The sequence below is a fragment of the Legionella sp. PATHC039 genome, assembly GCF_026191275.1.
Lineage (GTDB): Bacteria > Pseudomonadota > Gammaproteobacteria > Legionellales > Legionellaceae > Legionella > Legionella pneumophila.
The window spans coordinates 1834626-1858308 of sequence record NZ_JAPHOP010000001.1 but is presented as its reverse complement, the minus strand read 5'-3'; the positions used below and the strand labels follow the sequence as shown (position 1 = coordinate 1858308).

The following is a 23683-nucleotide window of genomic DNA, read 5'->3' as shown; positions in this document are numbered from 1 at the left end:
GGTATTACCTAATTAATTTGAGGTATGACAATGAAATCATTGGTTAAAGCAAAAAAAGAGCCTGGAATTTGGATGCAGGATATTCCTGTTCCTGAATACGGAGTAAATGATGTTTTAATAAAAATTAAAAGGACTGCAATTTGTGGTACAGATATCCATATTTATTCTTGGGATGAATGGGCGCAAGCGACAATTCCTGTACCTATGACAGTAGGGCATGAATTTTATGGCGAAATAGTAGAGGTTGGAAAAGAAGTCCAAGGTTTGAAAGTTGGACAGAGAGTTTCTGGTGAAGGTCATATTACCTGTGGTTTTTGCAGAAATTGCCGTGCCGGCAAGCGTCATTTATGTCGTAATACCCTGGGAGTGGGGGTGAATCGACCAGGATGCTTTGCTGAGTATCTGGCGCTTCCCGCTACTAATGTCATTTCTCTCCCTGACAACATTACAGAAGAGCAAGCGGCTATTCTCGATCCTTTTGGAAATGCTGCTCATTGTGCATTGGCATTTGATGTAGTAGGCGAAGACGTTTTGATTACTGGTGCAGGTCCGATAGGAATAATGGCCGCAGCCATCGTAAGACATATTGGCGCGCGGCATGTTGTTATCACCGATGTTAACGATCATCGATTGGAACTGGCCAGGCAAATGGGTGTCAGCCGAGCGGTTAATGTCAAATACCAAAAATTAAGTGATGTGGCTAATGAGTTAGGAATGCTTGAGGGTTTTGATGTTGGTCTGGAAATGTCCGGGAACCCTATGGCATTAAACGATATGATGAAAGCGATGAATCATGGTGGTCATGTGGCTTTATTGGGTATCCCACCACAAGAAACCCCTATAGATTGGAACCAGGTTATCTTTAAAGGATTGGTTATTAAGGGTATTTATGGTCGAGAAATGTTTGAAACCTGGTATAAGATGATTGCTATGTTACAGAGCGGTTTAAATATTTCTCCCGTTATTACTCATAATTTCCCAGTAGATGAATATCAGCACGCATTTCAAATTATGGCATCGGGCCAGTCAGGGAAAGTTATACTGAACTGGTAGTATTGTTTGATAAAAGGCTGATTATAGAGAGTTGGAGCGATTATGGCGCAGTATATATTCACTATGAATAGAGTGAGCAAGATTGTTGAGAACCAAAGGTTTATTTTAAAGGATATTTCATTAAGTTTTTTTCCAGGGGCAAAAATTGGCGTATTAGGATTAAATGGCTCTGGAAAATCTACTCTATTGCGGATTATGGCTGGTGTTGATACACAATATGAAGGTGAAGCAAGACCTCAACCAGGAATTAAAATTGGATATCTTGCTCAAGAACCTGAGCTTGACTTAAATAAAACTGTCCGCGAAGTAGTTGAGGAAGGTGTCGCTGAAATTAAAGAGAAACTGTCTCGTTTCGATGCGATTAGTATGCGTTTTGCAGAACCAATGAGCGATGATGAAATGAATACCTTGTTAATAGAACAAGGTGAGCTGCAAAATGAGATAGAAGTTTGTGGCGGTTGGGATCTTGAGAGAAAGCTCGATGTGGCTGCTGATGCATTAAGATTACCCGAGTGGGATGCTATAATAGGAAAACTGTCGGGTGGTGAACGCAGACGTGTTGCTCTTTGCCGATTGTTGCTATCAAGTCCTGATATGTTGCTTCTTGATGAACCTACCAACCATTTGGATGCAGAGAGTGTTGCCTGGTTAGAACATTATCTTGAAGAGTTTCCTGGTACCGTTGTTGCAATTACCCATGACCGGTATTTCCTGGATAATGCGGCGGAGTGGATTTTAGAATTGGATCGGGGCGAAGGTATCCCGTATAAGGGGAATTACAGTTCCTGGCTTGAACAAAAAGAAGCACGGTTGAGTATGGAGAAAAAGCAAGAGGATGCTTTGCAACGTGCTATTAAAGCAGAGTTGGAATGGGTTAGAACCTCACCTAAAGGACGACATGCTAAAAATAAAGCCCGCTTGGCCCGTTTTGAAGAAATGAATTCTAAAGAATTCCAAAAGCGTAATGAAACCAATGAAATATATATCCCGCCCGGTGAGCGGTTAGGTGATTTGGTTCTGGAAGGTGAAAAAATATGCAAATCTTACGGTGACCGGATATTAATAGACAATTTTGATTTCAAACTTCCCAAAGGCGGTATTTTAGGAATTATTGGTCCTAATGGGGCAGGTAAGTCTACTTTTTTAAAAATGTTAACTGGGCAGGAAGAACCAGATAAGGGTGTCATTCGTATTGGAGAAACAGTGAAGTTGGCTTATGTTGATCAGATGCGGGACAATCTAAACCCCAACAATTCGGTGTGGCAAGAAATTTCAGATGGCCATGACATTATGCAGATAGGTAATTTCCAAATGCCTTCACGAGCCTATGTTGGGCGTTTTAATTTTAAAGGGACGGATCAGCAAAAGAAAATTTCTCAATTGTCTGGCGGGGAGCGTAACCGGGTTCATTTGGCAAAATTATTGAAAAGTGGCGGGAATGTTTTGCTACTCGATGAACCCAGTAATGATTTGGATGTTGAGACATTAAGAGCTTTGGAAGAGGCCATCCTTAATTTTCCAGGTTGTGCTATAGTGATTTCTCACGATAGATGGTTTTTAGATAGAATTTGTACTCATTTGATGGCTTTTGAAGGAGATTCACAAATAACCTTTTTCGAAGGTAATTACACTGAATACGAAACGGATAGAAAGCGTCGATTGGGTGATGAAGCTAACAGACCATCACGAATTAAGTATCGAAAATTAAACGATTAATTAAGGCCACCAGGTTTTACTATTGTGGAGATAAAATCTAAATGAAAAAAATTTATTGGGCAGTTATTTTAATGTGCCTTGGATTAACTTCGTGCGTTGAGTTTGATGAGTCAACATTAATTACTGACGACGCGGGTTATGTACATAGGACCGTTCATTATTTAAGGGATAAAAGAGGACGTAATTATTTCCCAATGCAAATTAAAGCACCGGGCGAAAGATTATTTGTTTTTGATCCTAAAGCGTCTGCCTGGGCTGCCTACGATGAAGAAGGTCATCGTGTAATGACGGGAGCTGGTTCTGGTGGAATAGATGTTTGCGAAGAAAATCCAAATCAATCTTGCAGGACGATAACCGGAACATTCAGGATTTATAACAAACGAGGTATTGACTGTCGTTCGGGTGAATACCCTGTCGATACGAAAGGCGGGGCTAAAATGCCCTATTGCATGTATTTTTACAGGGGGTTCACTATTCACGCGGCTTATGAAGTTCCAGAGCACCCATCAAGTCATGGATGTGTAAGGGTTTTCCCCAGTGCTGCCAAATGGTTGAACGAAGAGTTCTTGCGAGTTGGAACGAAGGTAATTGTATTAGCCTACCCAGATCAAAACGGGGTGAAAACCATGTCCTCATTGGAAAAAGTGAATTAAAATTTGGACTATTGTTTTAAAACATCAATGTAATTTGAGAGACACTTTAATTTTTTAAAGTGTCTCAATTCAGGTGTTATTCATTGTAAATGAAACGGAAATATAAATAATGGATTATATAACCTCTTTTACTCCTTATCTAAGTGCCTTTGGTGGATTACTGATTGGCTTAAGTGCTGTCCTTTTTTTATGGTTAAACGGCCGTATAGCAGGTATCAGTGGAATGATACACGGACTCTGTCCACCTGAAAAACCATTCCCAGTCTGGCGTATTGCCTTTTTACTTGGTTTGGGAGCTGCAGGATTGATCTATTTCATAAGCCCTGTTATCCAATTTCCTTTAAGAACACATTATCCAGTTTTCCTATTACTAATTAGTGGTTTTTTGGTCGGTTTTGGAACCCGAATGGGCCATGGTTGTACTTCGGGACACGGGGTATGTGGACTGGCCAGATTTTCCAAGCGCTCCTTTATAGCGACACTGCTTTTTATCTTATCTGCAATGATTACTGTGTATCTGATAAGACATGTGGGAGGATTATATTAATGTATAACATCATGTCATTTCTATGTGGTTTGTTATTTGGAGCTGGGTTGACTATTTCAAATATGACCAATCCTAACAAGGTATTAAATTTTCTTGATATTAATGGATTTTGGGATCCGAGTTTACTGATTGTAATGGCTGTTGCTGTCACCGTAACTTTTTTGGGGTACAAACTGATAAACAAATTTGATAAACCAATATTGTGTAATCAATTTTATTTACCCGAGAAGAAAAACATTGAGAAAAAATTAATCTTGGGAAGTATCATTTTTGGAATTGGTTGGGGTGTGGCCGGATACTGCCCAGGCCCATCTATTACTGCCTTGACTACCTTTAATTCCGATCCGGTATATTTTGTGATTGGGCTGATAGCAGGATCATGGGCTTATTATTGGCTATTTAAAAAGAGGGTAAACGTTCACGCTCCTTGTCATGTAACTATATAAAAGAGTGATATTTTTTAAGACAAGGGGTTTTTATTACCCTCAAAAATTGCTATAAAGAGTCAAAAGATAAGATACTGATTTTATGACTGATTTATCGCAAATCAATTTAACGCCTAAGAACCTAGAAGAAGCATTAGAAACAATAGGCCATTTAGCAAAAATACTCATTGAGCTAAAAGAAGAAAACAGGTTACTCAAGGAAGAAAATGCTTGTCTTAAAGAGCAGTTGAATACCAATTCAAAGAATTCCTCATTGCCCCCCTCACGAGACCTGAAGAAGAAAAAACACAGTAAAGCCAAGAGTGGTCGTTCCCGAGGGGGTCAACCCGGCCATAAAGGACATCAACGCATATTAGTACCTATAGAGAAAGTCAATTCAGTGATTATTTGTCCACCCCAAAGGCATTGTGATTGTGGTAAAGAGTTAGATGTTTTAGGTCAGTTTGAACGACATCAAGTTTTTGAACTACCTACCCCCCGTTATGAAGTGATTGAATACCAGCTTCAAACTGGATGCTGTAGAACATGCCGACGCCGCTATCAAGGCAATTTGCCTGAAGGCGTGAGTCGTAAGGGATTTGGTCCCAGAGCTCAAGCGATGGTGAGTTTATTGACCAGTAAATACCGGCTGAGTAAGCGTTTGGTTCATGCTTGGTTTGCTGATGTTTATCAAATGCCCATTTGCTTAGGAAGTGTATCGAATGTTGAGCACACGGTGAGTCAATCACTCGAGCAAGCTCATGAAGAAATTAAAGCCCAAGTTCAAAACGCAACAGTGATTCATTTAGATGAAACAGGCCATAAAGAATGCTACCAAAATGGTTGGGCATGGATTATGAGCACACAGGAAGCGACTTATTTCAAATTAGAGCGTTCTCGAGGAAGGAAAATTGCTAAAGAACTCATTGGTGATTTTCGAAACCACATTTATGTAACAGATCGTTATTCTGCTTATGATTTTTTGCCGGATAGGAATCGTCAAGTGTGTTGGGCTCATTTGAAAAGGGATTTTCAAAAAATATCCGAACGCCCTGGAGTGCCAGGAAAAATAGGAAAAAGGCTTCTTAAAGCTTATGAGCGTCTTTTTAAGTTCTGGAAAACAGAGTATGACCCAAACATGCTCTCGTTTAAAAAACCTAGAAAAAGGTTTCGTTATTTTAAAGCAAAATTACTTCGTCATTTACGAGAAGGAGCTCGGTGTTCGCATAAAGCAACTGCTAGAACATGCACTAATATTTGGGAGTCTGTTGCTAGCTTATGGAGCTTCTTTGAACTACCTAATGTTCCTCCAACAAATAACCACGCTGAGCGTCAACTCAGACCTCTGGTTATTTCTAAAAAACTTACTTTTGGAACTCAATCTGAGCGAGGCAGTCGTTTTATTGAACGTATCTTTTCTGTTGTTACTACTTGTATACAACAAAAAAAGGATGTGTTGGCATTTATCATCGAAGCCCTTCACCAATGGGTTGCAACTCAGAAAAATTTAGACGCCCCTTTGCAAGGGGCGTGAACGTTTACAAAAGAGGGCTATTCAAAAATAAAACTCTTGGATGAGGTGCCAGGTGGTTACACCTGGAAGATCACCCCTCGATTTTGACTTTAAGATCCAAAATATTGGCATTAATTGTCACCCGGCCTGTAGTAAAGGGAACGGGTACATTGTTTACCTTGGCTTTGTTTTGAAGTAAACGTTCACGCTCCTTGTCATGTAACTATATAAAAGAGTGATATTTTTTAAGACAAGGGGTTTTTATTACCCTCAAAAATTGCTATAAAGAGTCAAAAGATAAGATACTGATTTTATGACTGATTTATCGCAAATCAATTTAACGCCTAAGAACCTAGAAGAAGCATTAGAAACAATAGGCCATTTAGCAAAAATACTCATTGAGCTAAAAGAAGAAAACAGGTTACTCAAGGAAGAAAATGCTTGTCTTAAAGAGCAGTTGAATACCAATTCAAAGAATTCCTCATTGCCCCCCTCACGAGACCTGAAGAAGAAAAAACACAGTAAAGCCAAGAGTGGTCGTTCCCGAGGGGGTCAACCCGGCCATAAAGGACATCAACGCATATTAGTACCTATAGAGAAAGTCAATTCAGTGATTATTTGTCCACCCCAAAGGCATTGTGATTGTGGTAAAGAGTTAGATGTTTTAGGTCAGTTTGAACGACATCAAGTTTTTGAACTACCTACCCCCCGTTATGAAGTGATTGAATACCAGCTTCAAACTGGATGCTGTAGAACATGCCGACGCCGCTATCAAGGCAATTTGCCTGAAGGCGTGAGTCGTAAGGGATTTGGTCCCAGAGCTCAAGCGATGGTGAGTTTATTGACCAGTAAATACCGGCTGAGTAAGCGTTTGGTTCATGCTTGGTTTGCTGATGTTTATCAAATGCCCATTTGCTTAGGAAGTGTATCGAATGTTGAGCACACGGTGAGTCAATCACTCGAGCAAGCTCATGAAGAAATTAAAGCCCAAGTTCAAAACGCAACAGTGATTCATTTAGATGAAACAGGCCATAAAGAATGCTACCAAAATGGTTGGGCATGGATTATGAGCACACAGGAAGCGACTTATTTCAAATTAGAGCGTTCTCGAGGAAGGAAAATTGCTAAAGAACTCATTGGTGATTTTCGAAACCACATTTATGTAACAGATCGTTATTCTGCTTATGATTTTTTGCCGGATAGGAATCGTCAAGTGTGTTGGGCTCATTTGAAAAGGGATTTTCAAAAAATATCCGAACGCCCTGGAGTGCCAGGAAAAATAGGAAAAAGGCTTCTTAAAGCTTATGAGCGTCTTTTTAAGTTCTGGAAAACAGAGTATGACCCAAACATGCTCTCGTTTAAAAAACCTAGAAAAAGGTTTCGTTATTTTAAAGCAAAATTACTTCGTCATTTACGAGAAGGAGCTCGGTGTTCGCATAAAGCAACTGCTAGAACATGCACTAATATTTGGGAGTCTGTTGCTAGCTTATGGAGCTTCTTTGAACTACCTAATGTTCCTCCAACAAATAACCACGCTGAGCGTCAACTCAGACCTCTGGTTATTTCTAAAAAACTTACTTTTGGAACTCAATCTGAGCGAGGCAGTCGTTTTATTGAACGTATCTTTTCTGTTGTTACTACTTGTATACAACAAAAAAAGGATGTGTTGGCATTTATCATCGAAGCCCTTCACCAATGGGTTGCAACTCAGAAAAATTTAGACGCCCCTTTGCAAGGGGCGTGAACGTTTACGTTTTGAATGCTGGGATTAGAATACACATGTCCCAAGATAAGTTCCATGGAAGCATGTTCAGTAAAACGGTAGTCACCAATCAATCCAAGAAAATATTGGGTATCAGAAGGGAAAACGATGGTTCTAAGGCCATCTTCTTCAGGACCATCATCTATCATGCCTGCCAGCGCAATGCCTAATTTATCAGAGACTTGTTTACGTATCGCGGCAAGATAAGCATAAGAGGCATCAAAATGCATATCAAAAATAAAATTAGTAAATGGAGGTGGTGCTGCTGTGTTATAAAGTCTCACTTTTTGATTGGCGTTCCATTCGCTTTGAAAAACCTGTAAGTTGATGAGCCATTTGGGATTAAAAATATGGACATAACTGGCAACCGTTGTTGCTGGCATATAAAAACCGAATTGGTAATCAGGGTTGGCAGCTAATCCCAGATAACTGGTTCCGGAAGTATTTTGGCGAATTCTTGAATAATAAGTGATACCAAGGAAATTGGTATCATTTACTGCATAATTAATCCCCAAATTATAACCCACACCAAAACTTGAGGATCGGTTAATTAAATTCGCATAAGTCGATTGGCCGGTAGGAAAAGCCCAATTGACTTCATTCTTTAGTAGTACATTAAAGTTTATGCCACCACCAATTTGTAATTTTTTGCTAATCGCATAGGATATTTTGGGGCTTAGATCCACATCGGTCAAGTAATTTTGGGTCGCAGCATATCTTGTAAAAGCATCGTTGCCCCAATTAAGATTGGAATTAAAAGGTTGGGTAAGATCAACTGCTACTACAGTCTTATCATTCAGGCGCTTGGCGACTCGTCCATATGGCCAAACAATATATGTACGCGAGTGATTAACTCCCGAATCGTATTGAAAAGTATTAAAATTTAAAACACTTCCCTTAAATTGTAAATCAGCATAGGAGCCAGTTCCTCCAACAAGCAAGATGCCATTTTTTATTTTGAATAAATCAGCCGGGTTATTATAGCTAATTCCTGCAAAATACTGTATCACATTCGCCTGGGCATTGAGAGTCAACAGGCATAATACTCCTGTAAATATTAATCGCATGATATTTCCGTGATTTTGGCAGCATTCTTAATGGAATGCCGCACTAATTGTTGAATTTAATTCTGGGTATTTGTTGTGGAGCCACTCGGAGGTGAGTTGGTTGGTGTCCCAGTCTGTGTTTGTATATTGGTTTGGGTAGCATTATTTGTTGTGTCACCAGGTGTTTGAGGGGTCGAGGTATTTGCGTCTGCTGGGTTTGTATTAGACGGTGAATTGGTTTGTGAGGTATTGGTTGCTGTGCGGGGTACAGCGATCATTTGGTTGATGCCTAAATCACCGGTAATTTTTCGTCCAACAGTTACGTTGACATTAAGTAATTGTGTTACCTTCTCCTTGTCATTTTGATAGACAACTTGTAATGGTATGATAATTTTCCATTGGTTTTCTATCGCTTCAGTCACTTGTGGCTGACCATCAATTTGGCTGCTAACATGCAACTTTTGTGATTTAATGGCATCGAGATTACCTGATTTTTGCAATGCTGAATTAAAGCTTAGCCATCCTTGATCTGTAAAGCAGGCTTGTAATTTTTGCAATTGGGCATCTACAGTAGCCGGATCAAAATCAAATGACTGAATTATTGCTTTCTCTGACCAGGTTAAAACCAGGGATTGCTCTATTGCTTTTGTTTCGGCGGAAATCTTGTAATCACAATTTATAACTGGCGCTGTTTGTTGTGAAGGTACTTGTTGTTGAGCTGGTTGTTTTGTGGTTTGTTGCTGTGCTGGTTGATTCTGCTGATTATTCTGGGTGTTTTGGTTAGACTGTTGTTCCCCTGTCTGGCTCGGTTGATTTTGTTGATTGTTTTGAATGCTTTGAGTTGGTTGTTGTCCATTTGACTGCACAGGTTGGTTCAGCTGATTTTGCTGCGTGTTTTGATTCGTGGTAGGTACCTGATTCGTTGACTCAGAAACTACATTAGTGCCGGTGGAAGCCGAATTTTGAGTTGATATCGCTTGCTGAGTTGCTTCAGAGTTCGCTTGAGTAGTGATTAGAGTAAATAAAGCACCCCACAGCACAGTTTTCTTCATGAAATATACTCCTCAATTAGTGTCTAACAATTCTGCGATAATAAGTGCCGCTAGTCTAGCAGTTTTTAATTCGGAATCTAGTGGCGGCGAAAGTTCTGCAATATCTAAACTTACTACTTTGCCACTTTGTATAAGGTATTTCAACAGGGGCATTATTTGCCAGGGAGACAAACCTAATGCTTGCGGGGCGCTTACACCAGGGGCATAGCATTCGGCGAGAACATCCAGGCATATCGTTAAGTAAATATGGTCCAGATTAAGGATAAAATCATCAAGAAATGCAATTTGCCAAGCCTGGCTTTGCTCATAAAGGTCTTCTGCTGAGAGGTAACTGACATTTAATTCTTTTGCTTTTTCAAAAAGATAAGGGGTATTGCCAAATTTTTGCACCCCAATACAACAATAATGAAAAGGCATTTTTTTTTCTTCGCAATAGGTGGCAATTTGAGAGAAAGGAGTTCCTGAGTTGCCAAACTCACCTTTTTTATAAGGGCGTAAATCAAAATGAGCATCAAAGTTGATAACCCCTAATTTCGGATAGAGTGAGGACAATCCTTGATAGTGCGCCCAGGCTATTTCATGCCCACCGCCGAAAGCACAGATCTGATGGCCATTTTCATGGCAAAAATGAACTATTTGAGCAAATTGAGATTGGGATAATTCCAATTCATCGTTTTCACATACCACGTTTCCAAGATCAACATAATGTTTATTATTATGACATGGTAATTTGGCAAGTTGGGTTTTAATTTGATCAGGGCCTAATTTTGCTCCTGTTCTGCCTAAATTGCGTTTAATTCCGGCATCACTGGCAAATCCAAGAAATATCGTTTTTTTGTCTTTAGTCATTAATTCATTTTGATTATCAATAAAAGTAATTTTTTGAAAAAAACGTTCTTGGTTGGCGGTGTCCTTCCTGCCTTGCCAAAGCGCAGGGTTGGCTGGCTGATAGTTACTTAAATCGTCAAACATCAAGTTCTCCTTTTAATAGACCTCTTGCATAACCTGTTTCTTTAGTTTTATTGCCGCGTTGCAAACGTTTCTGGGTGCTCATTTACTACATTTAAACTCCACTCCTCAAAACGTTTGCGCCTTGTCCTAAAACTAAAGAAACAGGTTATGCAAGAGCTCTAATGATAGAGCTAGTTTCGAAGAGAAATGCTAAATACTCAAGATTTTCATTTACTTTTAATAAAATTAGCTTGTTCAGTCGCTTTTTTCTTGTTCTAAAATAAAACGTGCAGGTTATGCAAGAAGTCTAATGTCTGGTATTATTTCACCTATTGTTTTCTATATTGATGAGGAAATTGTGTATCTCATTACTGGTGGTGGTAGCGGCATAGGAAGAGCTTTGGCGTTTGCTTTGGCAAAACGCAATAAACAGGTGTTCATAGTGGGGCGCAGGGAAAAATTACTGCAAGAAACTGCTTCTTTGTCTGCAAACATTCACTATTTATGTGCCGATGTCTCTACTCCTCAAGGCAGAGAGTTAATCAAAGCCAGTTTAAGTGCTACAACTCAAATTGATGGTTTGATAAACAACGCAGGAACTCTGGAGCCTACACTGCTTTTAAAAGATATTTCTTTTGCCGAGTGGCACCAGGCATTAAACACCAATATAGACGCGGCACTTTTTCTTCCACAACTTTTGTATGATAAATTGTCAGGTGGCAGAGTATTGAATGTAGGTTCAGCTGCCGCTTATTTTCCTATCAAAGGATGGGGGGCTTATTGTGTATCGAAAGCGGCTTTGGCTATGTTAACACGATGCTGGCAGATTGAATGTGATTCACTGGCCTTTGCCAGCGTAATGCCTGGAATTATCGACACTCATATGCAAGCGATAGCCCGAAACGGGATTAATCTTGATCCGGAACAGGTCAATTTTTATAGGCGTTTAAAAGATCATAATCGTTTGATATCACCCGAAACAGTAGCAGAATTTTTTATTTGGCTGCTGTTAGATATTGATAATGAAACGTATGTATCCAAAGAGTGGGATATATATGACACGACTCACCACTCTGCCTGGTTGAAGCCGCCTCACCAGGTACTTCATTGGGAATTTTAATGTTTGCCTGTGATGAATTATTGCTCAATGCAAGCACAATCGATGCCACAGGGTTCCAGCTTTTTAATCAAGCCATTGTTATAAGAAAAAGCAGAATAGAGTGGTGTGGTTCTGAGGACCAGTTACCTGCCCATTTTCAGGAAAGTGCCAAGTCAAGAAAGGATTGTCACGGTCAATTAATTACACCAGGATTAATTGATTGTCATACTCATCTGGTTTATGCAGGCCATAGAGCTGCAGAGTTTCGATTAAAATTGCAAGGCGTCAGTTACGCTGATATCGCCAAATCAGGTGGGGGCATATTATCCACAGTACAAATGACACGAGATGCCTCTGAAGAAGAGTTAATTGATCAATCATTGCCAAGACTTCTTGCGCTAAAAAATGAAGGGGTTACTACTGTTGAAATTAAGTCAGGCTACGGCCTTGATTTGCAAAATGAATTGAAAATGCTCAGGGTTGCCAGGCAGTTAGGGGGAATGGCTGGAGTCAGGGTAAAAACAACTTTTCTGGGGGCGCATGCTGTAGGTCCCGAGTTTAAAGGAAATAGTCAGGCTTATGTCGATTTTCTTTGTAATGAGATGTTGCCTGCAGCTAAAAATATGGATTTGGTAGATGCCGTGGATGTTTTTTGTGAATCCATAGCTTTTTCTATAAGGCAGGCTGAGCAAATTTTTCAAGCCGCTAAGGATTTAAATTTACCAATAAAATGCCATGCTGAACAATTATCTAATATGGGGGCCAGTTCTTTGGCTGCTTGTTATGGTGCGTTATCCTGTGATCATCTGGAGTTTTTGGATGAAAACGGCGCGTTAAATATGGTAAAAGCCAATACGGTTGCCGTCCTACTTCCTGGCGCTTTTTATTTCCTTAAAGAAAAACAAAAACCACCTGTTGATTTATTACGTCAGGTTGGTGTTGGTATGGCTATTGCCACGGATTCTAACCCGGGTTCTTCTCCAACGACTTCTTTGTTATTGATGATGAGTATGGCTTGCCAATTTTTCTCTATGTCTATACCTGAAGTTTTATCTGCAGTAACGTATCAGGCTTCCAGAGCTTTAGGAATGGAAAAGGATATTGGGAGTATTGAAGCAGGCAAGATTGCTGATTTGGTTTTATGGTCTATAAAAGATAGCGCTGCACTATGTTATTATTTCGCTTATCCGTTACCTCATCAAACGATGGTGGCTGGTGAATGGGTATCCTGAGAGGATTACTTGATTGGAGATAAACAATGCCGATACAAATGAATTTAATCAATAAAATTGGCCTGATGCTTGGGCTATTATTTTATTCATTTCTTGCTTCTGCAATTACAACAGAAGTTATTAAAAAAGAAACAGCGGAGTATTTGCTGGATATAAAATACCCTCAGGGATTTCAAAGTAACGGAGTAAATCAGGCGGTAAAGGAATTTATTGCTAATCAGCAAAAGAGTTTTATGAATGAATTATCTGAAGATGCTGATACTCCTGCAGATGCTCCAGGTAAAACCGGCTTAAATATTACATATGCTATTCCTTACCAATCAACTAATGCCTTAAGTGTTCGATTTAATATTTCCATATATCATCGAGGAGCTGCTCATCCCTCAAATGCAGTAAAGGTACTCAACTTTATCAAGAATCAGCCTGTACAATTGTCTGATTTATTTGTTCCAGGTTCCGATTATTTGCAGCCAATTGCTGATCTGGCTAAAAAAGAAATCACTGCCAAGAAGATTTCAGATGAAAACTGGATTAAAGAAGGAACGAAACCGACACAGGAAAATTATAGTATTTGGCATTTTACCAAAAAAGGGATTGCTATTGTTTTTAATACATACCAGGTAGCAGCTTATGTTTATGGAGAGCAAACAGTGGATATCCCATTATCACTAATTTCTGCTATGGTAAAACCAGAAATTTCCAAAGCAGTGTGGGGTAATTGATGTCTGATACTCCATTTATTGCAGCGAATAAAAAAGTAGCTGAACTCACCTTTAGAGTGATTATTCTGGCGATAATTTTGACCGTTCTACTGGCCATGTCTAATGCTTATCTGGCTCTTAAACTCGGTATATTAACCTCCGCTTCAATTCCCGCCGCTATTATTTCCATGGGGATTTTGCGATTCTTTAAAAATTCAACCATTCTTGAAAACAATGCCGTACAAACGGCAGCATCTGCGGGTGAGGCTGTTGCAGGCGGTATCGTTTACACTATTCCTGCGCTCATTATCATCGGGTTTTGGAACCACTTTGATTACGTCACTAATTTTTTTATTGCTGTTTGTGGAGGAATCCTGGGAGTTTTGTTTTCTATTCCTTTGCGTCGAATTCTTGTTAATGACCAAACCCTCAAGTTTCCTGAAGGAAGAGCGATTGCAGAGGTCTTGAAATCTTCCGCAGATAAGGTTGGTATTAAAGACATATTTCTCGGTGGACTTGTAGGCGGACTTCTCGAGTTACTGCAAATTGGTTTCAAAGTAATCGCCAGCAGCTGGAATTATTGGTTTGTTGTAAAACGTTCTCTATTTGGTTTGGGTGCTGGCTTCTCTGCAACCATGATAGGTGCGGGCTACCTCGTTGGTCACGATATGGCAATAAGCATTTTTCTCGGGGCAGTCATTTCATGGTTGATTGCTTTGCCAATAGCCGGCCAGTTTTATCCTGATTTTTTAAATCAATATCCCGCCGAACAAGCAGCCACTTTGTTATGGAATAGTGAAATGCGCTATTTGGGGATAGGAGCCATGCTGTTTGCCGGTATTTGGACTTTTATAAAATTAGTGAAACCACTCACCAGAAGTGTCAAGACATCATTCAGAACTTATATTTCCAAGAGCAAGTTCAGAGAACAATATCCTCGCACTGAAAAAGATATTCCCATGCCATTTATATTGATGGGAATTGGACTGATGGCAGGAATACTGTTTTTGTTCTTTCAAATCATTTTTCCATTAGGGCAGGTTGGACTGGATAATGATTTTTCACCAACTATTGTATTTATTGGTGTTATTTATGTTTTAGTCGTCGGTTTTTTATTCTCAGTGATTACAGCTTATTTTTCAGGAATGGTAGGAGTCACTGCAAGTCCTGGGAGTTCAGTGGTTATCTCAGGTATGCTTTTTGCCGCATGGTTATTGGTTTCAGCAATTAATCATCTATTGCCACTTCCATTAACTTCACATCAAATTCAAGCTGCAGAAGCTATTACTATTATTATAGGTGCTGTAGTCACAGGCATAGCGGCTATCGCTAACGACAACACCCAAGACTTAAAGGTAGGTCAATTAGTTGGGGCTACTCCATGGAAACAGGAGGTGATGTTGTTGCTTGGAGTTGTTATTTCTGCTTTGGTTATTCCTCCAGTCATGCAGATTTTATTTAATGTCTATGGCATAGCAGGAGTAATGCCACATGCTGGAATGGATGTAACACAATCGTTACCCGCCCCGACTGCCGCATTAATGGCAGCCATCACGGAAGCAGTATTTAGAAATTCATTGCCCTGGAATATGATGTTAGCTGGTTCATGTATTATTTTATTTGCTATTTTTCTCAATCGCATATTAAACATCAAACGCTTTCTTAATTTATCTATTTTAGGTATTGCCATTGGCATGTATTTACCTCTTTCCTCTTCAGTTCCTTTATTTATTGGAGGAATGATTGCCCTATTTGTTCAAAACCGTTTAGGACAGTTGAAAATTAATTCTGAAGAATCTACCAATAGAAAGCAAAAAGGCACTCTTATTGCCTGTGGTCTGGTCGCTGGATCAGCGATTATGGATGTGTTACTGGCTATACCGTTTTCTATTTTTCATAGCCCTGATGCTTTGCAGCTGGTAGGATCATCATGGAAACAATATGGAGTGTATTTAGGAGTATTTTCTACTTTGCTTTTAGCGTGGTGGATAAGTCATCGTGTCTGCAGAAGCAAAATTTGAGTTAATTGATAATTACTCTAACAATTCTACTTATTGTAGATTGGTGCTGATGTGTGAGGCGGGAAAAGTCTATGTTCTTAGAATAACTTAGTCCAATGTATATCCGTTCCCTTAAGGTCTCGGATAGATGAAATACATACATTATTCAATCTTTAAAAAGCTTTTTCCTGGTAGGGTTAATATAACAGTGGTGCCTAAACCTATCTTGCTATCTATCGCAAGCTGGCCTTTATGGTGTTCCATGATTGATTTAGCGATAGCCAAACCTAAACCAAGACCTGCGTTTTCTTTGTTAGTGCTATAATCTACGCGATAAAATCCGTGATATAAAAGAGGTAAGTGTTCTTTTGATATACCAATTCCATTATCTTTTATACGGATTTGAATACTGTTGTCTGTTCTTTTTTCTATGATGATTAGTATTCTTCCGTCTTTGTTGGTATAGGTCAGACTGTTGTCTATTAAATTTGAAATAACGCGCTTAAATAAATGTTCATCTACTTCAATCTGAGCCTCGCCAAACATCTGAATTTCTATGCCCTTTTCTTGAGCTATTGAATAATAATACTCGATAATTGAACTGATTAAGTGGTTTGCAGATAATGTTCTAACATTTAGTTGAAGTTGGCCGTGCTCACAGCGAGTTAAAAAGAGCAGATTATCTATAAGTTGGGTTAAACTTTGATATTCTTCGAGATGCGTTTGTAATATATGTTGGTAGGTTTCAATCGTTTGTGGTTTAGTTAGGGTAATTTCGGTAGCAGTTCGGAGGTAATGAATGGGATTTCGTAATTCATGAGCTATACTGGCTGAAAATTGCTTTATATGGCTAAATGCACTTTCTATTCTAAAGAGCATATCATTACAAGTCAAAGCTAATTCTTCCAGTTCTTTGGGATTCCCTGTGTAAGGTAATCGTTTCTCTAGCGATGAAGCATTAATCGATGCAAGTTCTTCAGTGAATATTTTAATTGGCCTCATGCTTTTTTTTGCGAGCAAATAACTGGCAAGAATGATTATCAAAGTAGAAAACCAGAGTCCAACAAAAAAATTTTTAATGCAAATCCGCGTTAATAAATAATTATAATGCTCATTATTCAAATGAGTATGATGGAGTAATTCTTTCATTGGAGGATAGATTAACCCTGTGATGATAGACAATATCAGTACGGTTGAACCAATAAATATCAGTAATAAGCGGTTAGTAATAGACATGGACTTAGCGAATCTCCAATACATAGCCTACTCCTCTGACAGTATGGATCAATTTGGTAGGATGATCATTATCCACTTTTTCCCTTAAACGCTTGATCGCTACATCAATGATATTGGTATTCGTGTCAAAATTAATGTCCCAAACTTGTTCAGCAATGACTGTCCTTGAAAGTACTTCACCACTTCGCTTCAACATAAACGTCAATAACATGAATTCTTTTGCTGTTAAAGGCAACTTTTTGTCGCCTCGTATTGCTGTATGCTTTTGTAAGTTTAGAGTTAAATCATCAATCTTTAATAAGATAGGATTCTCTTTGGGTTTTCTTCGTAGTAAAGATTTTACTCGGGCAAGGAGCTCATTGAAGGAAAAAGGTTTAACAAGGTAATCATAGGCCCCCATTTCAAGGCCTTTCACACGACTATCGACATCGTCGCAGGCAGAGAGCATTAAAATGGGTAAATCAGGTTTTAGTTCACGAATCTTTTCAAGTACAGTCCATCCATCCATTATGGGTAACATAACGTCTAAAACAACAGCATCGTAGTTAATTTCTGAGATTCGATAGATTGCTTCTGCACCATCGTATACAGCATCTGCCTGAAATTGATATTCATTAAATCCTTTACAGATAAAATCAGCCGTTCTTTTATGGTCTTCAACAATTAATAATCGCATAATGCCATTGTGTTTAAATTATGTTCTACTTTAGCATAAAAATGCTAATTATCATAATGAATTAGATTACAATTTTGTAATCTTGATGTCACTCTTCTGACAGATTTTATTGCTTATTATTAATTCATAATTGTTTGATGATACTAATATTATGAGCAAAAACGAGTCAGGCGCAGCAAAACCGATCATAAAACCCACATTAATGTTTTTTAATAGCAAACTGACTGATTTAAACGACAAAAGACTTCAATTAAATCGTGGTAAAGGTTTAGCGAAGTATTTAACAAAATCACAAAAAAACACAAGAGATCTTGCTCCCTTAGATACGGCTTTGGGTGTGATGAGTTTTTCTCTGTATATGCTTCGATTTTCAGCTAACGTTGGTTTATTAGCGCATCTCATTTTAGTCGAATCGGAAGAAAAAACTAATCATAAAATACGAAGGGATATATACTACAGCCTTTTAAATGATAGCTTGTGGTGCGTTGTTAACCTGACCCAGTTTTTTTGGTTATCTTATAGAAACTCAATATCTGCAGGCCTTCAAGGGATGCAATTAGAAACGTTGGCTCAACTCATCGATATTTTAGTGATGATTATTCGTTATCAACAAGACAAAAAGGAATATGACTTAAAATACAATCAAGCTATGGGTATGGAGCGCTCTCGTTTAGCAATTGAATGTCAGAATAAAGAATTAAATGGTCTTCGATCCTTGCTCACAAGCTTATCTGTAGTGATAGCTTTTGTATTATTTTCATTTTCAGCAGTGGCAGTACCACTTTCGCCTGTAGTATCTTCTATCATTCTTATTAGCTCACTTTTACGAGTTTTAATTGATATAGAGAAAGATAGGCAATTAATATATCAACTTAAGCTTAATGATACTAGTCGAGAACAAATCAAGAATGAACAATTGGCAATGACAAACGCTCGTATGAAAGATTTAAATAAAATAATTCTTAATAGCGTTTTTTTACCTATTGGTTTTTTTCTGTTGATCACAACTCCAATCCCTTTAACTATAATAGCCTGTGTAAGTATGTTATTGGTTCACTGGTTACTTACTAATTTAATTAATATGAGGCATTCACCAAATGTCTCCTTATTCCCCACTATTCAAACTGCTGAATTACCTCTCTGCTGAAGTTGAGAGTGATGATGCTTGCTAAAAATTTTAAGGGGGTGGCTTTTACCCAAAATCAAGTATCCTATCTCATTTTATTCCGTGAAATTCATTGGTCTGCTTATTGAATTCCAAACCATCCGCCAGTATCACCGCCGGCCCAGCAACTGTTATTTTGACAGGCGGGGATCTTTTCAGCACAAAGCTGTTTAAATTGATAAGCAGCACTGATGTCTTGATTTTTATATCCATCAGGTTGACAAATTCGGGCGTCATATTGCCCTTTGACTCGAATTTGTCCCATGACTGAAATTGTAGGGGAAATGGCGTAGACACCTGTATTATGCGAATAACAGGCAATATAGCATCCTGGATAATCTACATAGCTGTTGTCGGTTGGCAGGAGTACTTTTTTTGCTCCCGGGTAAGGATGATTGACAACAGCAGACCCCTCAATAACGTAAACAGGAAAAGGTGAATGGAGCAGATCTTTGTTAGAATTGTTAAGATTCTCAGTTATATCAAGGGCAAAAGAGTTCGTAATTAATAAAATACCCGGAATAACATACAGTATTTTTTTCATTACTATTCCCTCCAAAAATGATTTTAAATTGAACATATAGGATAATTAATATTTAATATGTGCTTTTTATATCAAACTTACCTTAGATTATAGGTTATTTTCATCGGAGGATCTGAGAAACCAATTTTTACCTTCTACCAGGCGCGCAATCATCATGCTGCAAACACTATTGCTTGTTACGTTGACCATTGTCGCTATGGGATCAATGATGATGCTAATGGCAGCAACTGCAATTAAAACAGAAGGTGGAAAACCATAAACTGACAAAATTAACAATTCTCCTAACATCCCACCACTAGGAATCGCTCCCATTACTGTTCCTACCAACAAAGAAACCCCCAATGCCATCATAAGAACGGGCAAGCTGGTAAAAGGTAAATGAAAGATCCCGAATAAAAAAGCAATTTTAAAAACACCACCCATGACTGATCCATCTTTATGAATTATGGAGCCTAAGGGTATTGATGTTTCATAGATTTCAGCAGGGATGCGCATGGATTTGGTTGCCATTAAATTGGCAGGAATACTGGCGGCACTACTACAAGTTGCTATGGCAGTTGCTGCAGGAAGGAAAATATTTTTCCAGAATAACCTAACACCCTGGGATTTTCCTGCCAAATAAGCATAGGCAGTTAACGCGAAGAAAAAGTAGAACACTGAAGCGGTATAGTAGAGTATGGCAATGCGTAAATAATTTTCCATTAATTGGGGGCCAATTTCGCTTACTATTACTGCAAAATAAGCAAAAAAACCGATAGGAGCATAATACATAATCAGGCGAAATACTGACATGAATACGTCTTCTCCTGCTTTTAAGAAGGAATTAAAAATTGTACCTTTATCTTTGGAATGGGCTACAGCCAATCCTACCAGGATTGAAAAAAGGACTAATGCCAGAATATGTTCATGTGAGAATAATTTTGAAAACTCAGGTACAGTAAAAATCTCTATCAAGCGATCCGGGAGATTTGTCGGAGAGAGTTGCTTTGAGCTTTCCAAGAGAATAGGCATGTTTTGCGCTGGAGGGAAAAGTAAAACTACGAAAAGGGCATAAACTGCAGCAACTATTCCTGTAAATAAGAATATGACTGTCATTGAGTAGAATATTTTGCCTAATTTGCCAATAGAACCAGTTCTTGCAATCGCTGAGGATACACTGAAAAAAATTAGGGGAACGATGGTAGTAAAAACCAAATTAAGAAAAATATCGCCAAAGGGTTTTAACCAGGCAACGTTTTGATTAAAAACATATCCTGTTAACCCACCAAGTAAAATAGATAATAGCAAAATGATGGGGAAAATATAGGATTTAAGCGTATTCAATTGAGTTACCACGAGAAGACATCCTTTCTTTTAAATAATCCGGTTTGTGCCATTTGTTCCTTACAGTCACGTATAGAATAATGAGTTAAGTTGAGCCATGACTGTAAGGAGGGTTTAACTAAGGATCATTGAGTTATAATGACTCAATCCTGATTTTATGTTGTAAAAGTTTATCTTTAGCCAGTTGAGCCTGAGCTAATTTGTCTTTTTCTTTAGCAATGATTTCTTCAGGCGCTTTATCAGTGAATTTAGGGTTATTTAATTTACCCTGAGCCAGCTCGATGTCTTTATTCAATTTGGCAAGCTCTTTATTCAGTCTTGATAACTCTGCCTCCTTATCAATCAAATCTGCCATTGGAATCAACAACTCAATTTCACCCAATACCGCAGTTGCTGAAACAGGAGCTTTCTCATCAGGAGCAAGATAATTAATTTTGTCTATCTTGCCTAGCGTCTTGAGAGTTTTTTCATATTTTGCGATACGCTCCTTTAATTCAGGAGTAATATTGCGTATGCATAAAGGTATTAACTTGGCGGGTGAGATAGACATTTCACTGCGTATGGTTCGTAGTGATTGAATGGCTGACTTTAACCAATCCAGTTCTTCCTCTATAGCGGGGTTTATGAATTCCTCATTGACTTTGGGATATGTGCTCAGCATGATACTAATCCCATTTTCACTGGTAAATTTTGTGGTTTTTTGCCAAATCTCTTCTGTAATAAATGGCATCAGAGGATGAAGAAGCTTCAATATTTGATCCAGAACATGAATTAAAGTTCTTCGCGTGCCTCTTTTCATGGCGCTTAAAGCCTGGTCATCCTGTAATATGGGCTTGGATAATTCTAAATACCAATCACAATACTCATGCCAGACAAATTCATATAGCGTATTAGCGAGGAGATCAAACCGATAGGTTTCAAAATAGTGATGTACCTTACTTACGGTATTTTGTAGCCGGGATAGTATCCATTGATCAGCTGGGCTGTATTGAAATGCGCCATCCCCAAAATCAATTTGCTCTTCATCTGTATTTAACAAGACATAACGAGCTGCGTTCCATAGTTTATTGCAAAAATTTCTATATCCTTCAACTCGTCCTAAATCAAAACGAACATTACGCCCTGTTGAGGCAAGAGAGCAGTAAGTGAATCGCAGCGCGTCTGTTCCATACGCGTTGATTCCTTCAGGAAACTCCTTACGAGTGGCTTTTGTGATTCTGTCACGAACAGAATTTAACATCAGGTTAGACGTTCGTTTGGCTATTAAAGAATCCAGATCAATTCCGTCTACAATGTCCAATGGATCCAGTACATTTCCTTTGGATTTGGACATTTTGTGCCCTTCACTGTCACGAATTAAACCCGTTATAAAGATTTCTTTAAAGGGAATTTTCCCAGTGAACTTTAGTCCCATCATGATCATACGGGCAACCCAGAAAAATATGATATCAAATCCGGTTACCAGTACAGAAGTAGGGTAAAATTGTTCTAATTCGGGAGTACGCTCAGGCCAGCCTAATGTTGAAAAGGGCCAGAGAGCTGATGAAAACCAGGTATCCAGTACATCTTCATCTTGTTTCAGGGGAGTAGATTGATCAATTTTATGTTTAAAGCGAACATCGTTTTCACTATAACCTACATAAATATTACCATGATTATCATACCACGCAGGAATTCTATGTCCCCACCATAGTTGGCGGCTGATACACCAGTCCTCAATATTATCCATCCACTGGAAATAGGTTTTATCCCATGTCTCGGGAATAAAACGGATGTCTCCTTTCTTTACAGCAGCGATAGCAGGTTCTGCCAATGGTTTGGTTTTAACATACCATTGATCAGTTAATAAAGGTTCGATGATGACATTTGATTTTTCACCTCGAGGCACTTTTAATTTGTGAGGCTCTGTTTTCGCCAGCAAGCCTTCCTTTTCCAAATCTTTAATGATTTGCTCTCGTGCAACAAATCTATCCATCCCCTGATATTTTAAGGGAGCGTTTTTATTGATAGTCCCTTTCTTTGTTAAAATATTGATTTGTGGTAATTGATGACGTTTGCCTACTTCATGATCGTTAAAATCATGTGCGGGTGTAATTTTTACACACCCACTGCCAAATTCCTTGTCAACGTAATCGTCCGCAATCACGGGTATTGTTCTATCACATAAAGGCAGATGAACCTGCTTTCCAATAAGGTGCCTGAAACGTGAGTCATCGGGGTGAACGGCAACGGCACAATCACCGAGTAAGGTTTCGGGGCGTGTAGTGGCAACTATTAGAAACTCGTCGGAATCAACAACAGGATAGCGAATGTGCCAAAGAAAGCCATCTTCTTCTTCAGAGAGAACCTCAAGATCTGAAACAGCAGTGCCCAGTTTGGGATCCCAATTCACCAGGCGGGTTCCTCGGTAAATAAGTCCTTCTTCATAGAGCTGTACAAATACCTTTTGTACAGCAGCGGACAATCCTTCATCCATGGTGAAACGTTCTCGACTCCAATCTACGGAAGCGCCTAAACGCCTCATTTGTTGCGTGATGGTATTACCGGACTCTTCTTTCCATTGCCACACTTTATCCAGAAATTGTTCACGTGTGAGATCTTTTCTCGATACGCCTTGGGCTTCCAGTTGACGTTCTACAACAAGTTGAGTTGAGATGCCGGCATGATCGGTACCTGGTTGCCATAATGTTTTGTCACCAAGCATGCGATGATATCTGGTTAATGCATCCATTATGGTATGTTGAAAACCATGTCCCATATGGAGGCTGCCTGTTACATTAGGAGGCGGCAGCATAATACAAAATCGTTTACCCTCACCGCGTGGTTGAAAGTAATGATGACTTTCCCATTTTTTATAAAGGGGTTTTTCTATTGCTTCCGGAGAGTAAGTTTTGTCCATTATCGTATAGCCTATACTGGTAAAAACTCACAATTTTATCATAGAGTATGGGAATTTAGCCATTTTAAAAAAACAGGAACTCAGGAAAAA

20 protein-coding genes are annotated in these 23683 nt (G+C 38.9%); 12 read left to right on the top strand and 8 right to left on the bottom strand.

What is annotated here, in order from left to right:
• The first annotated feature begins 30 nt into the window (after window positions 1-30).
• From tdh to tnpC (OQI99_RS08395), 7 genes are all read left to right on the top strand, one after another.
• Window positions 31-1053 (top strand): L-threonine 3-dehydrogenase, encoded by a 1023-nt coding sequence (tdh, locus tag OQI99_RS08425; RefSeq protein ID WP_061513666.1) that lies wholly within the window; start codon window positions 31-33, stop codon window positions 1051-1053.
• Between the two features lie 42 nt (window positions 1054-1095).
• Complete coding sequence (ettA, locus tag OQI99_RS08420; protein ID WP_061513665.1) at window positions 1096-2769, top strand: energy-dependent translational throttle protein EttA; 1674 nt, start codon at window positions 1096-1098, stop codon at window positions 2767-2769.
• A 41-nt stretch (window positions 2770-2810) separates the two neighbouring features.
• Complete coding sequence (locus OQI99_RS08415) at window positions 2811-3422, top strand: L,D-transpeptidase (protein WP_010946441.1); 612 nt, start codon at window positions 2811-2813, stop codon at window positions 3420-3422.
• Window positions 3423-3531: 109 nt separating this feature from the next.
• Window positions 3532-3969, top strand: coding sequence for a YeeE/YedE family protein (locus OQI99_RS08410; protein ID WP_061513664.1), 438 nt, complete (start codon window positions 3532-3534; stop codon window positions 3967-3969).
• Window positions 3969-4415: a DUF6691 family protein gene (locus OQI99_RS08405; RefSeq protein ID WP_265731701.1), complete on the top strand. Its 447-nt coding sequence runs from the start codon at window positions 3969-3971 to the stop codon at window positions 4413-4415. The genes OQI99_RS08410 and OQI99_RS08405 overlap by 1 nt, the downstream gene beginning before the upstream one ends.
• Before the next feature lie 82 nt (window positions 4416-4497).
• Window positions 4498-5928 carry an IS66 family transposase gene (gene tnpC / locus OQI99_RS08400; protein WP_265731112.1) on the top strand — a complete coding sequence of 477 codons (1431 nt, stop codon included), beginning with the start codon at window positions 4498-4500 and terminating at the stop codon, window positions 5926-5928.
• Between the two features lie 292 nt (window positions 5929-6220).
• Entirely contained in the window at window positions 6221-7651 is a 1431-nt protein-coding gene (gene tnpC, locus OQI99_RS08395) for an IS66 family transposase (RefSeq protein WP_265731112.1), read from the top strand.
• On the opposite strand, the gene OQI99_RS08390 is transcribed toward tnpC (OQI99_RS08395), so the two are convergent.
• Genes OQI99_RS08390 through hutG form a run of 3 tightly spaced genes read right to left on the bottom strand, consistent with a single transcriptional unit; the run spans window position 7615 to window position 10739 of the window.
• Window positions 7615-8736 carry an OmpP1/FadL family transporter gene (locus tag OQI99_RS08390; protein WP_265731700.1) on the bottom strand — a complete coding sequence of 374 codons (1122 nt, stop codon included), beginning with the start codon at window positions 8734-8736 and terminating at the stop codon, window positions 7615-7617. The genes tnpC (OQI99_RS08395) and OQI99_RS08390 overlap by 37 nt on opposite strands.
• 56 nt (window positions 8737-8792) lie before the next feature.
• Complete coding sequence (locus tag OQI99_RS08385) at window positions 8793-9767, bottom strand: DotI/IcmL family type IV secretion protein (RefSeq protein ID WP_061514747.1); 975 nt, start codon at window positions 9765-9767, stop codon at window positions 8793-8795.
• Between the two features lie 12 nt (window positions 9768-9779).
• Window positions 9780-10739, bottom strand: a complete 960-nt coding sequence (gene hutG / locus OQI99_RS08380) for a formimidoylglutamase (protein WP_061514746.1) — start codon at window positions 10737-10739, stop codon at window positions 9780-9782.
• 289 nt (window positions 10740-11028) lie between these two features.
• On the opposite strand from hutG, the gene OQI99_RS08375 reads away from it, so the two are divergent.
• From OQI99_RS08375 to OQI99_RS08360, 4 genes are read left to right on the top strand one after another with little or no spacing between them, the layout of a single operon-like run.
• Window positions 11029-11838 (top strand): SDR family NAD(P)-dependent oxidoreductase, encoded by an 810-nt coding sequence (locus tag OQI99_RS08375; RefSeq protein WP_265731699.1) that lies wholly within the window; start codon window positions 11029-11031, stop codon window positions 11836-11838.
• A complete protein-coding gene (gene hutI / locus OQI99_RS08370; RefSeq protein ID WP_061513659.1) occupies window positions 11838-13049 on the top strand; it encodes an imidazolonepropionase in 1212 nt (403 codons plus the stop codon). Before OQI99_RS08375 ends, hutI begins: the two co-directional genes overlap by 1 nt.
• Window positions 13050-13075: 26 nt before the next feature.
• The gene (locus tag OQI99_RS08365; protein ID WP_061513658.1) at window positions 13076-13771 is read left to right on the top strand and encodes a DUF3298 and DUF4163 domain-containing protein; all 696 of its coding nucleotides are present in this window, start codon (window positions 13076-13078) and stop codon (window positions 13769-13771) included.
• Window positions 13771-15771, top strand: coding sequence for an OPT family oligopeptide transporter (locus OQI99_RS08360; RefSeq protein ID WP_061513657.1), 2001 nt, complete (start codon window positions 13771-13773; stop codon window positions 15769-15771). Before OQI99_RS08365 ends, OQI99_RS08360 begins: the two co-directional genes overlap by 1 nt.
• Window positions 15772-15912: 141 nt before the next feature.
• On the opposite strand, the gene lciS is transcribed toward OQI99_RS08360, so the two are convergent.
• Window positions 15913-17010: a copper-responsive two-component system sensor histidine kinase LciS gene (lciS, locus tag OQI99_RS08355; protein ID WP_061513656.1), complete on the bottom strand. Its 1098-nt coding sequence runs from the start codon at window positions 17008-17010 to the stop codon at window positions 15913-15915.
• A complete protein-coding gene (gene lciR / locus OQI99_RS08350; RefSeq protein WP_061513655.1) occupies window positions 16991-17662 on the bottom strand; it encodes a copper-responsive two-component system response regulator LciR in 672 nt (223 codons plus the stop codon). Before lciR ends, lciS begins: the two co-directional genes overlap by 20 nt.
• 130 nt (window positions 17663-17792) lie before the next feature.
• Between lciR and OQI99_RS08345 the strand changes: the two genes are divergently transcribed.
• On the top strand, window positions 17793-18809 hold the full coding sequence (locus tag OQI99_RS08345) for a lpg0716 family Dot/Icm T4SS effector (protein WP_265731698.1): 1017 nt from the start codon (window positions 17793-17795) through the stop codon (window positions 18807-18809).
• A gap of 100 nt (window positions 18810-18909) precedes the next feature.
• On the opposite strand, the gene OQI99_RS08340 is transcribed toward OQI99_RS08345, so the two are convergent.
• The 3 genes from OQI99_RS08340 to OQI99_RS08330 form a co-directional block, all read right to left on the bottom strand.
• A complete protein-coding gene (locus tag OQI99_RS08340) occupies window positions 18910-19371 on the bottom strand; it encodes a hypothetical protein (protein ID WP_265731697.1) in 462 nt (153 codons plus the stop codon).
• Window positions 19372-19458: 87 nt separating this feature from the next.
• Complete coding sequence (locus OQI99_RS08335; RefSeq protein ID WP_061513652.1) at window positions 19459-20706, bottom strand: dicarboxylate/amino acid:cation symporter; 1248 nt, start codon at window positions 20704-20706, stop codon at window positions 19459-19461.
• 121 nt (window positions 20707-20827) lie between these two features.
• The gene (locus tag OQI99_RS08330; RefSeq protein WP_265731696.1) at window positions 20828-23593 is read right to left on the bottom strand and encodes a valine--tRNA ligase; all 2766 of its coding nucleotides are present in this window, start codon (window positions 23591-23593) and stop codon (window positions 20828-20830) included.
• Between the last annotated feature and the right edge of the window lie 90 nt (window positions 23594-23683).